Annotated in this window: 13 protein-coding genes; 6 read left to right on the top strand and 7 right to left on the bottom strand. The window is 67.3% G+C overall.

From position 1 onward, the window contains the following. Window positions 1–152 precede the first annotated feature (152 nt). Entirely contained in the window at window positions 153–1,532 is a 1,380-nt protein-coding gene (locus KBW95_RS16825; protein ID WP_211522861.1) for a M20/M25/M40 family metallo-hydrolase, read from the top strand. 105 nt (window positions 1,533–1,637) lie between these two features. Beyond that, window positions 1,638–2,540 carry a cysteine synthase CysM gene (cysM, locus tag KBW95_RS16820; protein WP_211528808.1) on the top strand — a complete coding sequence of 301 codons (903 nt, stop codon included), beginning with the start codon at window positions 1,638–1,640 and terminating at the stop codon, window positions 2,538–2,540. A 218-nt stretch (window positions 2,541–2,758) separates the two neighbouring features. Here the strand turns inward: cysM and KBW95_RS16815 are convergent, their stop codons facing one another. From KBW95_RS16815 to KBW95_RS16795, 5 genes are all read right to left on the bottom strand, one after another. Beyond that, the gene (locus KBW95_RS16815; RefSeq protein ID WP_211520617.1) at window positions 2,759–3,100 is read right to left on the bottom strand and encodes a hypothetical protein; all 342 of its coding nucleotides are present in this window, start codon (window positions 3,098–3,100) and stop codon (window positions 2,759–2,761) included. Between the two features lie 472 nt (window positions 3,101–3,572). Further along, window positions 3,573–4,787, bottom strand: coding sequence for a lytic murein transglycosylase B (mltB, locus tag KBW95_RS16810; RefSeq protein WP_211528807.1), 1,215 nt, complete (start codon window positions 4,785–4,787; stop codon window positions 3,573–3,575). Continuing rightward, on the bottom strand, window positions 4,784–6,769 hold the full coding sequence (locus KBW95_RS16805; protein ID WP_211528806.1) for a DUF3488 and transglutaminase-like domain-containing protein: 1,986 nt from the start codon (window positions 6,767–6,769) through the stop codon (window positions 4,784–4,786). The genes mltB and KBW95_RS16805 overlap by 4 nt, the downstream gene beginning before the upstream one ends. Next, window positions 6,766–7,764 (bottom strand): DUF58 domain-containing protein, encoded by a 999-nt coding sequence (locus tag KBW95_RS16800; protein ID WP_211522857.1) that lies wholly within the window; start codon window positions 7,762–7,764, stop codon window positions 6,766–6,768. Before KBW95_RS16800 ends, KBW95_RS16805 begins: the two co-directional genes overlap by 4 nt. Further along, window positions 7,764–8,684 carry a MoxR family ATPase gene (locus KBW95_RS16795; RefSeq protein ID WP_211528805.1) on the bottom strand — a complete coding sequence of 307 codons (921 nt, stop codon included), beginning with the start codon at window positions 8,682–8,684 and terminating at the stop codon, window positions 7,764–7,766. Before KBW95_RS16795 ends, KBW95_RS16800 begins: the two co-directional genes overlap by 1 nt. 176 nt (window positions 8,685–8,860) lie before the next feature. On the opposite strand from KBW95_RS16795, the gene KBW95_RS16790 reads away from it, so the two are divergent. The 3 genes from KBW95_RS16790 to KBW95_RS16780 all read left to right on the top strand — a co-directional run bounded on the left by KBW95_RS16790 (window position 8,861) and on the right by KBW95_RS16780 (window position 12,090). Beyond that, window positions 8,861–9,793 (top strand): histone deacetylase family protein, encoded by a 933-nt coding sequence (locus KBW95_RS16790; RefSeq protein WP_211522855.1) that lies wholly within the window; start codon window positions 8,861–8,863, stop codon window positions 9,791–9,793. Between the two features lie 187 nt (window positions 9,794–9,980). Then, complete coding sequence (locus KBW95_RS16785; RefSeq protein ID WP_373888814.1) at window positions 9,981–10,856, top strand: hypothetical protein; 876 nt, start codon at window positions 9,981–9,983, stop codon at window positions 10,854–10,856. Continuing rightward, complete coding sequence (locus KBW95_RS16780) at window positions 10,846–12,090, top strand: choice-of-anchor X domain-containing protein (RefSeq protein WP_211528804.1); 1,245 nt, start codon at window positions 10,846–10,848, stop codon at window positions 12,088–12,090. Before KBW95_RS16785 ends, KBW95_RS16780 begins: the two co-directional genes overlap by 11 nt. 25 nt (window positions 12,091–12,115) lie before the next feature. Here KBW95_RS16780 and KBW95_RS16775 read toward each other — a convergent pair whose 3' ends face one another. Continuing rightward, the gene (locus KBW95_RS16775; protein WP_211522853.1) at window positions 12,116–12,256 is read right to left on the bottom strand and encodes a hypothetical protein; all 141 of its coding nucleotides are present in this window, start codon (window positions 12,254–12,256) and stop codon (window positions 12,116–12,118) included. A gap of 156 nt (window positions 12,257–12,412) precedes the next feature. Here KBW95_RS16775 and ylqF point away from each other — a divergent pair, with 156 nt between their 5' ends. Beyond that, window positions 12,413–13,360 carry a ribosome biogenesis GTPase YlqF gene (gene ylqF / locus KBW95_RS16770; RefSeq protein ID WP_211528803.1) on the top strand — a complete coding sequence of 316 codons (948 nt, stop codon included), beginning with the start codon at window positions 12,413–12,415 and terminating at the stop codon, window positions 13,358–13,360. Between the two features lie 57 nt (window positions 13,361–13,417). Here the strand turns inward: ylqF and KBW95_RS16765 are convergent, their stop codons facing one another. Beyond that, window positions 13,418–14,251, bottom strand: a complete 834-nt coding sequence (locus KBW95_RS16765) for a class III extradiol ring-cleavage dioxygenase (RefSeq protein WP_211522851.1) — start codon at window positions 14,249–14,251, stop codon at window positions 13,418–13,420. Window positions 14,252–14,292 lie beyond the last annotated feature (41 nt).

Here is a 14,292-nt window from a genome sequence, read left to right as displayed (position 1 = left end):
CCCCCCCCCCGTGTTTTTGGGGGGGCCGGGGCCGCGAGGTGCATCGCCTCCGCTCACCATATGCACATTTCCCCCGTGTATTGACTGACACCCACCCCCAACGCATGAGAAGATGTCCGAGCACGCCTCAACATCAGACCAGAAAGGTACTCATGCCTCACGCCCGCATTTCCACCGGCCTGCTCGCCGCCCTGCTGGCCACCGCCGGCGCCGCCACCGCAGCAGCCGCGACTCCGGCACAACCGGACACCCAGCGCGAACAAGCCCAGATCAAGAAGATCGTCGCCGATATCTCCCCGAAACGCATCGAAGCCCACATCCGCAAGCTGGTCAGCTTCGGCACCCGCCACACGATGTCGGAGACCGAATCGGAAACCCGCGGCATCGGCGCCGCGCGCCGCTGGATCAAGGCGGAGCTGGAGCGCTGCGGCGCCGGCACGCCGCTGACGGTTGCCTTCGACAGCCACGTGGCCCCGGTCTCCGCGCGCATCTCGCGCCCGACCGAGATCGTCAACGTGGTCGCCACCCTGCCGGGCACCCAGGCGGCCTCGAAAGACCGCGTCTACGTGGTCAGCGGCCACTACGACTCGCGCGTCACCGACGTGATGAACTACACCGCCGACGCGCCGGGAGCCAACGACGACGCCTCGGGCACCGCCGCCACCATGGAGCTGGCCTGCGTCATGGCCAAGCACAAGTTCGACGCCACCCTGGTGTTCATGGCCGTCGCCGCCGAAGAGCAGGGCCTGATCGGCGCCCGCCACTTCGCCGAGCAGGCGCGCAAGAACAACGTGAACATCGCAGGCATGTTCACCAACGACATCATCGGCAGCTCGCGCGCCGACGACGGCAAGGTCGACAACAAGCAGGTGCGCCTGTTTGCACAGAGCATCCCGGCCACCAAGGAAATGAGCGACGCGGTCCGCCAGCTGGTGGCCACCGGCGGCGAGAACGATTCGATCTCGCGCCAGCTCGCGCGCCATACCAAGGAGCAGGGCGAGCGCTACGTGAAGGGCTTCAAGGTCTCCGTGATCCAGCGCCACGACCGCTACCTGCGCGGCGGCGACCACATGCCCTTCCTGGAGCAGGGCTATGCCGCGCTGCGCTTCACCGAGCCGAACGAGGACTTCGACCACCAGCACCAGGACCTGCGTACCGAGAGCGGAAAGGTCTACGGCGACCTGATCGACTTCGTCGACTTCGATTACGTGGGCAAGGTCGCCCGCGTCAACGCCGCCGCCCTGGCCTCGCTGGCCCTGGCCCCGGCCGCGCCGCGCGAGGTCAAGCTGCGCACCGACAAGCTGACCAACGATTCGACCCTGGTGTGGCAGCCGAACGGCGAGCCGGATGTCGCCGGCTACCGCATCGTCTGGCGCGAAACCACCGCGGCCACCTGGCAGGGATCGAAGTGGGTCGGCAACGTGACGGAGGCCACGGTCGACCTGTCGAAGGACAACGTGTTCTTCGGCGTGCAGGCGGTCGACAAGGACGGCAACGTCAGCCCCGCCACCTATCCGTCGCCGCAACGCTGAGCTTGTTTGATCTATGCGGACAGGGCATTCGGCCCCGTCCGCATACGTCGTCCTGCATCCCGGTTTAGAATGCTGGTTTAGTATTCGCAACGAACCGGGAAAGTAATGGGATACAAGACCATCGAAGACACCATCGGCAACACGCCGCTGGTGCGCCTGCAGCGCCTGCCGGGCGCGGATGCGCAGGCCCGCAACAACATCATCCTCGGCAAGCTCGAGGGCAATAATCCAGCCGGCTCGGTCAAGGACCGCGCCGCCATGTCGATGCTGCGCCGCGCCGAAGAGCGCGGCCAGATCAAGCCGGGCGACACCCTGATCGAAGCCACCAGCGGCAACACCGGCATCGCGCTGGCCATGGCCGCCGCGATCAAGGGCTACAAGATGCTGCTGCTGATGCCGGACAACCTGTCGGTCGAGCGCCGCCAGAGCATGGCCGCCTACGGCGCCCAGATCATCCTCACTCCGAAGTCGGGCGGCATGGAATACGCGCGCGACATGGCCGAGCAGATGCAGAAGGACGGCCAGGGCATCATCCTCGACCAGTTCGCCAACTTCGACAATCCGCGCGCCCACTACGAGACCACCGGTCCCGAGATCTGGCGCGATACCGAAGGCCGCATCACCCACTTCGTGAGCGCGATGGGCACGACCGGCACCATCATGGGCGTGTCGCGCTACCTGAAGGAACAGAACGAGGCGGTGCGCATCGTCGGCGCCCAGCCGGAGGAAGGTTCCTCGATCCCGGGCATCCGCAAATGGCCGGAAGCCTACCTGCCGAAGATCTTCGAGAAGGCCCGGGTCGACCAGGTGGAAAGCGTGAGCCAGGCTGCCAGCGAACAGATGGCGCGCCGCATGGCGGCGGAAGAGGGCATTTTCTGTGGGATTTCGGCGGCAGGCGCCTGCGAAGTGGCGCTGCGCATTTCGCAGACCGTGGAGAACGCGACGATCGTGTTCGTCGTCTGCGACCGCGGCGACCGCTATCTGTCGACGGGCGTCTTCCCCGCCTGATTCATCTGCACGGCCGTCGGGTTCGGGGACGGCCGCTTCAATCCGGCGCCTGGTGGCCGGAGAACGCTTGCGCTGGAGATTCCACTAAGCGGGCAGAAAACGCGAGGCCCGCGCGCAATTCAGATGGCACGCATTGTGGTGCGAAGGCTCGGCGTGCAATGCGCCAGCCCATGCCCTGGCCGCCGATGCGGCGAGGGCGTTATCCCGGCATGGCGAAATTACGCCTGCTGGTCCTTCGGTGCTGCGCCTTCTTTCGGCTTGAACTGCTTGTCGCTGATGCGGAACTTCGCACGGCGGTCGCCCATGAGGTAGCGCAGGTCGCGGATCGACAGGTCGCTGACTTCATGCATGCGGATCAGGAGCGATGCGCCGACCGGCAGGCGGTGGTGGCGGATCTTCGAGATCACCGGCGGCGCCACTTCGAGCGCGCGCGACAGGGCCGCGTCGTTCTTCAGGCGCAGGTTCTCGATGAGGGTGTCGAGCAGACGGTTCGGGTTGTACTGCAGCAGTTCATCGCCTTCCGAATCGCTGTTCATATCAATGCCGACTTGGTTTGTCATGATTCAAATTCCTATATGGGGGTTGAACGGAATCGCTGGCGGCGTTTCGAATCCGGAAATCATATTTCGTAATTTTCTATCCAATTGTACAACTATTTCCGTCACGCTACTTGTCAGCCAAGCGGAATAGAAACTTCGCCTCAGGCTTTGTTGTCTTAATGCAACAATAGCTCCAATGCAATTCTCTCACAAACTCACGGAAATAATAATTGTTTTTTGGTCAATCCCTAGTGTAAGTCCAAACATATTTTGATGCCGCACGGTACGACTTATGCTGACGAGAAAGCAACAAAATGGGGGGTATGGCGCAATGCGGCAAAATTTGCGGGAGTTTCCGCAGAGAACTGAAGGAGTCGAGCCAGGATACCCCTGGGGGGTATCTTGTCGTGGAGGTAAGATTAGCGGGGAGAAAACAGAAATTTGGGCGGGAAGGCCGTTACAAATGATTACAAAATTTCCCGCCCAGCAACATTCAACTGGAGCGCGACAGGCGCACTGCGCGGCCCAGCTCGATCACCGACATGGCGTAGAAGTAACTGCGATTGTATTTGGTGATGGCAAAGAAGTTATCGTTGGCCACCCAGTACTCGGTCGGCTCGGCCCCGTTCTGCAGGTCGACCAGGCCGTACAGGCGGCCCGAGGGCAGGGCGGTATTCAGCATCACGCCGGCTGCCTGCAGTTCTTCCGGACGCAGCGTCGCGGCCAAGCCGCGGCCAAGCAGCTCTTCCCAGCCACGGTTGGGCGAGACGTCGGCCGCGAACACCGCCGGGCCGCGGTGCTCGGCGTTCCAGCCGTGCTGGACCAGGAAATTGGCCACGCTGCCGATCGCATCCGCCGGCGAGCCGCGCAAGTCGATCCGGCCATCGCTGTCGAAATCGACGCCGTACTTCAGGATGTTGCCTGGCATGAACTGCGGCATCCCCACCGCGCCCGCGAAGGAGCCCAGCAGATCCAGCGGATCGGTGCCGCGCTCGCGCGCCAGCGTCAGGGTGTTGGCCAGTTCGCTGCGGAAGAAGGCCTTGCGGCTTTCCTGGTTCGGGGTCTCCGGATAGGCGAAGGCGAGGGTGGCCAGGGTGTCGACGACGCGGAAGCGGCCGGTGTCGCGGCCATAGATGGTTTCCACGCCGATGATGCCGACGATGATCTCGGCCGGCACGCCGTAGGCGGCTTCGGCGCGCGCCAGGGCTTCGGCGTTCTCGTTCCAGAAGCGCACGCCGGCATTGATGCGGATCGGCTCGATGAAGCGCTCGCTGTAGGCTTGCCAGTTCTTCGGCTTGCCCGGCGGCGCAGGCTTGACCAGCTGCACGGCCGAATCGACGAAGCGGACCTTGCCGAACAGGGCTTCCAGTTCGGCGCGCTGGAAGCCGCGCTGGGTCACCATCTCGTCGATGAAGGTCTGCACCGAGCCCCACTCGAGGAAGTTCATGTGCTCGCCGTCGTAGTCGATCACGGCGGCGGCCGCGGCGGCCGGCAAGACCTTGGCGGGCTTGGCCTTGGCGGCCACTTTCTTGCCCTTGGCCGGCCTGGCCTTGGCGCCTTTGGTGGGCTTGGCGGTCTTGGATTTGGCTTTCGCGTGCGCCGCATGCGCACGGGATTGCGTGGTGGATTCTTTGGCAAAAGCTAGCGCATCGCTCTGGGCGGCAAATGCCAGCGCCAGTGCGGCGAACAGGGGAACGAACGGTTTCATCTGACTTGCGACAATAAGCTCTTCAACGTGGCGGCAAGCCGGGGATCGGCTTGGACGGGCGCATAACGCCAGGCACTGTAGCGGCGCAAGAACTCGGCAGCGGCAGCGCGCGTGGGCGCTGCCAGGTGGGAAGCTGCCGCAACCCGGGCCGCGTAGGCGGTCGGCCCTTCGTCCGCTGCACGTGCCAGGCCGTGTTGGCCGAGGCGCTTGCACAGCACCGAGTATAGAGCATCGATCGGATGAATTGCCCTGCGGCGAATTAAAATTCCATAGAGCAGCAACAAAATACAGCTGCTTGTTATCAGGGCGATAAAAGGCCAGCCGGTGAAGCCCGCCTGCAGGCTGCTCACCACGTCGCGCTGGCGTTCCGGCGTGTAGTTGAGCACCCACTGGTTCCAGCCATTGTTGACCGCGCCCAGCGCATTGCGCAGCTGGCCGAGCCAGTTGCCGCCGTCGCGGCCGAGGTCGAACCCGCGCAGGGCTTCGATGCCGAAGGGTGCGGGCATCTGGACCGCCGCGCCGAGGCCGCGCCGCACCCGTTCCGGCGCCACCGCCGCGGTCGGGTCCACGCGCACCCAGCCGCGCGGCGCCAGCCAGACTTCGGCCCAGGCGTGGGCGTCCGATTGCCGGACTGTCATGAAGCCGTCCAGCGGATTGATCTCGCCGCCCTGGTAGCCGGTCACCACGCGCGCCGGCACCCCGGCCGCGCGCATCAGGAACACGAAGGCGCCCGCATAGTGTTCGCAGAATCCGGCCCGGGTCTGGTACAGGAATTCGTCGACCGTGTGGCGGCCGAGCAGGGGCGGCTCCAGCGTGTACGAATAGGGCTGCTCGCGGAAGCGGCGCAGCACCGCCTCGACCCGGGCCGCCGGCTCCGGTTCGCGGCGCAGGTCCATGCCGGCCTGCAGCGCGCGCGGGTTGTAGCCGTAGGGGAGCAGCAGCCAGCGGCTGGCGTTGGCCAGGCGCTCGCCGCCCTGCAGCGCATAGTCGAGGTGCGAGCTGGCGCGGTAGCGCACGCGTTCCTGCGGGGCGGAGCCGACGGTCAGTTCGAACTGGGGCGACACGTGCGTGACGCGGCCCGGCAGCGCGGGTATGCGGCCCGGCATCTCGAGCGCGAACACCCAGCGCGCCGGCGAGGGCTCCAGCGTCACTTCGTAGGAAAGGGCCGGGCCGCCCACCGACAGGCGCTGGTCCCTGGGCGCATGCTTTTCCGCGCCGCGGGTCCAGGTCAGCCCGTCGAATGAATCCAGCACCGGCCCGCGCCAGTAGAGGCGCGCCTGGTCGGGCGCCGGGCCATCGAAGCGCACGCGGAACACCGGCTCGTCGGACAGCGCGAGCGAGGACATCTGCCCCGGCGCCATCTGGTCCGACAGGCCGGACTTCGCGCCGCCTCCGGGGCCCGGCATGCCCCACAGCGGGCCGTGAATGCGCGGGAAGACCACGAACATCAGCAAGGCCAGGGGCGCGGCCAGCGCCAGCATGCGCGCGGCCATCAGGAGGCGGGCGCGCAGCGCCGGCACGGCGCCGGTGAACTGGAAGGACAGCTGGGTGGTCAGCAGCGCCAGCACCGACAGCACCATCAGCAGCGCGCTGAAGATGCTCTGCGAGTAGAAGAAGTTGGTCAGGACCAGGAAGAAGCACAGGAAGATCACCACGAACAGGTCGCGCCGCGCATGCATCTCGAGCATCTTGAAGGCGACCAGCAGCACCAGCATGGCCACCCCGGCGTCGCGCCCGAGCAGGGTCTGGTAGCTGGTCTGCACGCCGATCATGGCCAGCACGGCGATCGGCAGCAGCACCAGGCTGGATGGCATGCGCTTGCCGCGCAGGGTGATCGCCGCGCGCCAGGACAGGACGGCGCCGCACAGCAGCGAGATCCAGGGTGGCAGGTGGCGCGCGTGCGGCAGCAGCACCAGCAGCGCGCTGCCCAGCAGCAGCAGGGTGTCGGCTTTGTCACGGGGCAGGGCGGCGCGCGCCTTCATGGCTGCTCCTGCTTGCCGTACAGGGCCAGCGCGCGCAGGCAGGCCGCCTGGTGCGCCGCGCCCAGGGCCGCGTCGTAGCGCAGCGCGCCCAGGCGGAAGGCATAGGGCAGGGCGCGCTGCTCGGCGTCCAGCACCCAGCGCGTCATGCGCGCCAGGCGCCCCTCCACGCCCAGCTGGGCCGGCAGCGCGTCGAAGTCGAGCACCAGGTCGCTGCCTTCGCCGCCCTCGAAATGCTTGGTCACCAGCTGGCCGCCAAGGGCCGGGTCGAGGCGCGCGATCTGGCGCCAGGCCAGCTGGCGCAGCGAGTCGCCGGCCTGGTAGCTGCGCACGCCGGCGAAGTCGTCGCTGCCGGCCGCGCGCACCTGGCTGCCGCTGTTGCCGACCAGGGGCAGGGCCGGTGCGCCGTCCTCGGGACGCGGGTAGACCAGGGCGCGCAGGCCGGGCCGCCAGTAGCTCCAGGCATGGAACAGGCCGAGAGGAAAGCGGGTCGAGAGCCTGACGCGCGGCGCGGCCAGCCAGCCGCGCTCGGTCGTCGGCATCGCCAGCACCACGGTGGATTGCGAACCGGCCGCCACGTCGGTCACGTGGCGCGGCTCGGCGATGGTCGAGAAATCGGCCCGGACCGCGTAGCGCGCCAGGCGGGTGCGGTTGGCGATCTGGAGCTCGAACTGGGCTTCCTGGCCCGCGAACACGGGCGCCACGCGGCCCTGCTGCAGGCGCAGCTGGGCAAGATTGCGGTAGGTGGCGACCATGTCGACCAGGGCGCAGGAGACGGCCAGGAAGGTCAGTGCGAAGCCCAGGCCCAGGGCGTAGTTGACGGAACCGATCAGGAGGATCAGCATCAGGGCCGCGAAGCCCAGTCCCGCCTTGCTCGGCAGGATGAACACGCGGCGCTGCGACAGCAGCACTTCGCCGGTGTCGAGCGTTCCCTTGCGCGGCAGCCAGGCGCCGGTGGTGCGCCGCAGCCAGCCCCTGAAGCCCTGCGCCTGCGCCATCAGACGGGAACGGATTTCTGCAGCTGCAGCACCAGGTCGCGGCTGGCCAGGGCGGCGCCGTGGGCGGCCTTGAGCGGACGCAGGCGGTGCGCGCAGACCGGCACCAGCACGGCCTGGATGTCTTCGGGGATCACGTGGTCGCGCCCTTCGAGCGCGGCCCAGGCGCGCCCGGCCTGCAGCAGGGCGATGGCGGCGCGCGGCGACAGGCCTTCGGCGAACATGCCGTTCTGGCGCGAGGCCTGGGCCAGCGCCTGCACGTAGGTGACCAGCGCGCTGGAGGCGTGGATCTCGCGCAACGCGCGCTGGGCCTGGGCCAGTTCGGCCGCGTCCATCGCCGGTTCTAGGACCCGCAGCATGGCGCGCCGGTCCTCGCCCATCAGGAGGGCGCGCTCGGCGGCGGCGTCCGGATAGCCCAGCGAGAGGCACATCAGGAAGCGGTCGAGCTGGGACTCGGGCAGCGGGAAGGTGCCGACCTGGCTGGCCGGGTTCTGGGTGGCGATCACGAAGAAGGGCTCGGGCAGGGCGCGGGTGACGCCATCGGCCGTGACCTGGCGCTCCTCCATCGCTTCCAGCAGGCCGGACTGGGTCTTCGGCGTGGCGCGGTTGATCTCGTCGGCCAGCAGCACCTGGGTGAAGATCGGGCCGGGGTGGAACACGAAGCCGTTCTTCTCGCGCTCGTAGACCGAGATCCCGGCCACGTCGGCGGGCAGCAGGTCGCTGGTGAACTGGACGCGGTTGAACCTGAGGCCCAGCGAGATCGCCAGCGCGTGCGCAAGCGTGGTCTTGCCGACCCCGGGCAGGTCTTCGAGCAGCAGGTGGCCGCCCGCCAGCAGGCAGGTGAGGGCGAGGCGGACCTGCTCGTCCTTGCCGATCACGACCTGGCCGACCTGGCGCGCGGCGGCATGCAGTTGTTTGAACATAGGGCCTAATGGGTTGTTCGTCGGTGGCGGCCATTCTGCGGAGCAGGCTGCCGGCATGGTAGATTAGCGCCATCGGCAACCCTTGTACTCCGACAGCAACAAGCCGTCGCATCGATTCTATGCGAGAACGGCGGCGCGGGTGTGCATGGATGAGCACTGGCGAAAGACCAAGCACTATGAGCACAGCAATTTACAGCCACCCGGACTGCCTGCGCCACGAGATGGGCAGCTGGCATCCGGAGTCCCCATCGCGCCTGCAGGCGATCGACGACCAGCTGATCCTGGCGCGCCTGGACGGCCTGATCGAGCAGCGCAGCGCGCCGCTGGCGGACACCGCCGATATCCTGCGCAACCACACGCCGGGCGCGCTGGCGCTGGTGCGCGACCACGTGCCGGCCACGCCGGGCGACTATTATCCGCTGGACGGCGATACCTCGCTCTGTCATTACAGCTACCAGGCGGCGCTGCGCGCGGCCGGGGCGGCGGTGGCGGCCACCGACGCCGTCATCGCCGGCAGCATCGCCAACGCCTTCTGCGCGGTGCGCCCGCCGGGCCACCACGCCACGCCCACCGAGCCGATGGGCTTCTGCCTCTTCAACAACGTCGCCATCGCGGCGCGCCATGCGATGGAGGTGCACGGGCTGGAGCGGGTGGCGATCGTCGACTTCGACGTCCACCACGGGAACGGCACGGCCGACGCCTTCCGCAACGAGCCGCGGGTGCTGATGGTGAGCTTCTTCCAGCATCCCTTCTATCCCTACAGCGACCCCGAGCCGATCACGGCCAGCCAGGTGAACGTGCCGGTACCGGCGCGCGCCGACGGCGAGACGGTGCGCAAGCTGGTGCAGGAACAGTGGCTGCCGGCGCTGCATGCGCACCAGCCGCAGATGATCTTCATCTCGGCCGGCTTCGACGCCCACCGCGACGACGACATGGGCGGGATGGGGCTGGTCGAGGCGGATTATGCGTGGATCACGCGGCAGGTGATGGCGGTGGCGAAGCAGTATGCGCGGGGACGCATTGTCAGCTGTCTCGAGGGCGGATATGAGCTGTCGGCGCTGGGGCGCAGCGTGGTGGCGCATTTGAAGGTGTTGGCAGAGCTGGAGTAAACGGCCAGAACCTAAGTTTTGCGCACTGATTTAGTGCAAATAAATGCCAAAGAGGCCAAATAAACCACACTTCAAAAATAGCACGAGTGTTCCCTTTGACATGTACATATGTCAGTAATACAGTCGATCTCGGCCTAAAGAAATGGCCCGCCGGACACTCCGGCGCAACATAATCAAGGAGAAGACAGTGAGACAAATCCGCATGCTGTGTGCGCTGTGCCTGCTTTTGATTTCCGGTATCACCTCTGCCGCCAACTACACCCTCTGGATCAACGGAAGGACGGGAGGCGGCCAGATCGGCAACTACAACGACTTCACCTATTGGGGACCTTCGACCGCCGCCGCCGGGGTCAACAAGAAGGCCGTCAACTGGGACGGCCGCAGCAGCATCGCTTCCCAGAGCGGCAAGATCCGCGACGCCCTCGACTGCTTCTGCACCGGCGCCAACTGGTGCTATGTCGCCACCCACAGCGCCGGCGACCTGATGATGGGCTACACGATGGCCAATTACGGGGGCTCGGCGCGCTACAAGAAGAACGCCGCCCCGAACTCGAGCGGCGTATGCGGCAATTCCGACGGCGGCACCCAGACCGGCTGGAACATCAAGTGGGTGCGCGCCGCATCGGGCGCGGGCGGCGGTTCCGAACTCTCGGACGCCGGCTCCTGGACCACTTCCGAGCCGCTGGTGCAGGACCTGAAGACCACCACCGCGCGCGCCATGTACAACCACAACACCACGCGCAACGTCTGGTTCTACATGTATGCCGGCGCCAAGGGCACAGCCTATTCCGGCATCCTGCCGGGCCAGGACGACGAGGCCGTGGCCTACCACAGCACCGGCGGCGTGTCCGGCAGTTCGGGAGGCTCCTACTGCAATCCGAGCGACTGGTGGTGCAACGACCTGACCCTGGGTACGGCCGCCAACGAAGGCGGCAGCGTCAAGTGGAGCTACCACTCGGTAGCCTTCCGCGACGACAACGAGGCCTATAACCACTACGCCAACAGCAACTGGGCAGGCATCGTCGGCGTCGTGCGCAACGCCGTGGTGAACAGTGCCTACTGAGGCACGCAAGCCGCGCCGCCTTGCCTGGTCCATCGGACTGGGTATCGCGGCCCTCGCCGCCGCCGGTCTCTACCTGGCGCGCGGCGGCGAGGCCGGCACCCAGCACGCCACGGCCGCACCGCCTTCTTCAAGCGGCCCGCAATTCTTCGCCAAGCTGCCGGAGCAGGGCGGCCTGCCTGTCCCGGACGGCCGCGAGGAGCGGCGCCGCCTGCTGGTCGAGCAGGTGCGGGAGACCGACCAGGCCTATTGCAGCTACCTCGAAGGCAGCAGGTATCCGCACGAGTCGCAGCCGATCGCGCGCAACCCGGACCAGGCCCACCCGAACCAGCCGGTGACCGAGATGAACCCGATGCGCACGCCGGGCGGAGGCAGCAGCGACAAGGTGCTGCTCCAGACCTCGCAGTCGCGCGTCTACCTGGCGGCGGGAGAGGCGGTCGCCTTTTCGCTGCGCGCGGTGGACGCCCAGGGCCAGACGGTGCCCCTGGTGGTGACGCGGGCGCTGGCGCAGGGCATGACCTACGGCGCCAGCCGTCCCACGGCCCAGGTGGCGCTGCCCTTCGCGGACGACGGCGGCGGCGCCGATCCGGTGGCGGGCGACGGCGCCTTCGCGGGCGTGCTGTCGCCGGCCCAGACCGGGCTGGCGGGCTTCCACGGCACCATCCGCACCGAGGTGCGCTACACGGCGGGCGGACGCAGCGGCTTCGCCCTGTTCGACGTCATCTACACGCCGACCCTGCCGGCCTCCTGGACCGGGCAGGTGCGCGAAGCCACCGAGAACGGCTCGCTCAACTTCTACCTGCGCCTGGACGTGCGCCAGCCGGGCCGCTACGTCGTCACCGGCCGGGTCGACGACGCGCGCGGCAAGCCCTTCGCGCTGGCGACCTTCAACGACGTACTGGGAGCAGGCGCGCAGGACGTGAAGCTGAGCGTGTTCGGCAAGCTGCTGACGGACGGTGCGCCGCAGCTGCCGCTGGTGCTGCGCGATGTCGACGGTTACCTGCTGCGCGAGAACGCCGACCCGGACCGGCTGCTGCTGCCGCGCCTGGAGGGCAAGGTCTACGCCAGCAAGACCCAGTCGCCGAAGGGCTTCTCGGATGCCGAATGGCAGAGCGAGGAGCGCAGCCGCTACCTGACCGAGTTTGCGAAGGACCGCAAGGAGGCGCGCGCCCGGCTGGCCGCTTTCGACCCGGGCCAGGCCGCGCCGCCCAGCGCCTGCGCCCAGCCCGCAGGGTGAGCGCCGCTGCTGCCGGGCCTTGGCTTCAGCCCGGCAGCAGCGGGAGCTGCTCCATCATCATGGCGACGCCGATCGCGCCGCACAGCATCCCGCACCAGAACCAGCGCAAGAATGGACGCATGAGTGGGCGCACGAGCGGGCGCTTGTCGAGTTGTCGCACTTTCATCTTTCTCTCCTCCAGCGGCTCTAACGGCCAAAGGAAAGTGTGCGCGCCAAATGTTTCAAACGCGTTGCAATGTATCAAGAAGTGCGGCCGGTGTAGTGGGGAGGGCGGGCGCCAGCGTAAAATAGCGCCTTGAACGAAAGATATAGAGAGCAAAGTATGTCGATACAATGGTTCCCGGGGCACATGAATGCGGCCAAGAGGGAAGCGGCCGAGCAGATGGAGAACATCGACGTGGTGGTCGAGGTCCTGGACGCGCGGCTGCCGGAGGCGAGCCGTAACCCGCTGGTCGAGGAGATCCGCAAGTTCCGCCAGCGCCCCTGCCTGAAGGTCCTGAACAAGATCGACCTGGCCGATCCCGCCGCCACCGCCGCCTGGAAGGCCTATTACGACGCCCAGGAAGGCGTGACCGCCTATCCGATGACGACCAAGAAGCCGGCCGACGTGGCGCGCATCCCGGCGCTGTGCCTGGGACTGGCGCCGCACCGCGGCGTGCCGACCAAGCCGCTGCGCATCATGATCATGGGCATCCCGAACGTGGGCAAGTCGACCCTGATGAACGCGCTGCTGAAAAAGCGCGTGGCCAAGGTGGGCGACGAGCCGGCCGTGACCAAGACCCAGCAGCGCCTCTACCTGGACAAGCACACTGTGCTGGTCGACACCCCCGGCATGCTGTGGCCGAAGATCGCGATGGCGAGCGACGGCCTGGCGCTGGCGGCCAGCCACGCGATCGGCTCGAACGCGCTGATCGAAGAAGAAGTCGCTGAATACCTGGCGAGCGTGCTGCTGGAGCGTTACCCGCAGCTGCTCACGGCCCGTTATGGCCTGAAGACCGAAGGCATGGACGGCGTGGACGTGATCGAAGGCGTGGCGGCGCGCCGCGGCTACCGCGTACGCGGCGGCGAGTTCGATTACGAGAAGGCTTCGCACATGCTGCTGCAGGACTACCGCAGCGGCGCACTGGGGCGCATCAGCCTGGAGACGCCGGAAACCCGTGCGGCCAGCCTGGCGCAGCACGCGGTCGAGATGGCGGAGAAGGCGCGCATCGCCGAAGAGAAGGCGGCAGAGAAGGCAGAGCAGGCGGCGCGCGGAAAACGCGGGACTTAAACAACCCTGTCATCAGCGCGATGCCGGCTCTGCCGCCGACGCGGTGATCGCCGGACCTTATCGATTCGTGCCGGCGCCGCCGGCCGCTGGCTCGCCAAAGCGGAAACTCGACACCGCCAGGCTCCCGAAGAAGTCATCTTCGTGGTACACACAGGCTGCCGCTTCATCTTCCGCCGCTCCGAGCGCCACCATCAGCGGAATCAAATGCTCCTCGCGCGGATGCGCGGCCCCTGCCTGCGGCGCTTGGCTCCAGCGCAGCAGCGCCTGTTCGCGTTCACTCGGCGGCAGGTCCACCACCGCATGCCGCAGCCAGCCGTCGAAGGCATGCGACGCCTCCCGTCCCGCCGGTCCGAACTGGCGCAGGTTGTGGAAGGACAGCCCGCTCCCGACGATCAGCACGCCCTCGTCGCGCAAGGGCTTGAGCGCGCGCCCGGCGGCGATGTGCGCGGCCGGGTCCAGGTCGCGCAGCAAGGACATCTGCACCACCGGCATGCGCGCTTCCGGGTACACCGGATACAGCATCGAGAAGGTGCCGTGGTCGAAGCCGCGCTCGGGATCGAGTTCGGCGTCGATGCCCGCCGCGGCCAGCAGGCGCGCTACCTGGCCGGCCAGCGCGGGATCGCCCGGGGCGGGATAGCGGATCTGGTAGGTATGGGGAGGAAAGCCGCCGTAGTCGTAGATCATGCCTGGTGCGCCGCCGGAGGACAGCATGAAGTGCGGCGCTTCCCAGTGGCTGGTCACGACCAGCACCGCGCGCACCGCGTCGCCATTCTCCTGCCGCATCGCCTTGAGCGAGGCTTCCAGTCGGTCGTAGGCGGCGCCGACCTGCTCCTTCATCCACGGCCAGGGGCCGCCGCCATGCGAGACGAAATAGGTGGGTAAGGTGGACATGGGCGCTCCTCTCGAAAGCTCGTAACGCCCATGTTAGCCCA

The organism is Massilia sp. ZL223, from assembly GCF_018119395.1.
GTDB lineage: Bacteria > Pseudomonadota > Gammaproteobacteria > Burkholderiales > Burkholderiaceae_D > Telluria.
This window is presented reverse-complemented; position numbering and strand designations above follow the sequence as displayed.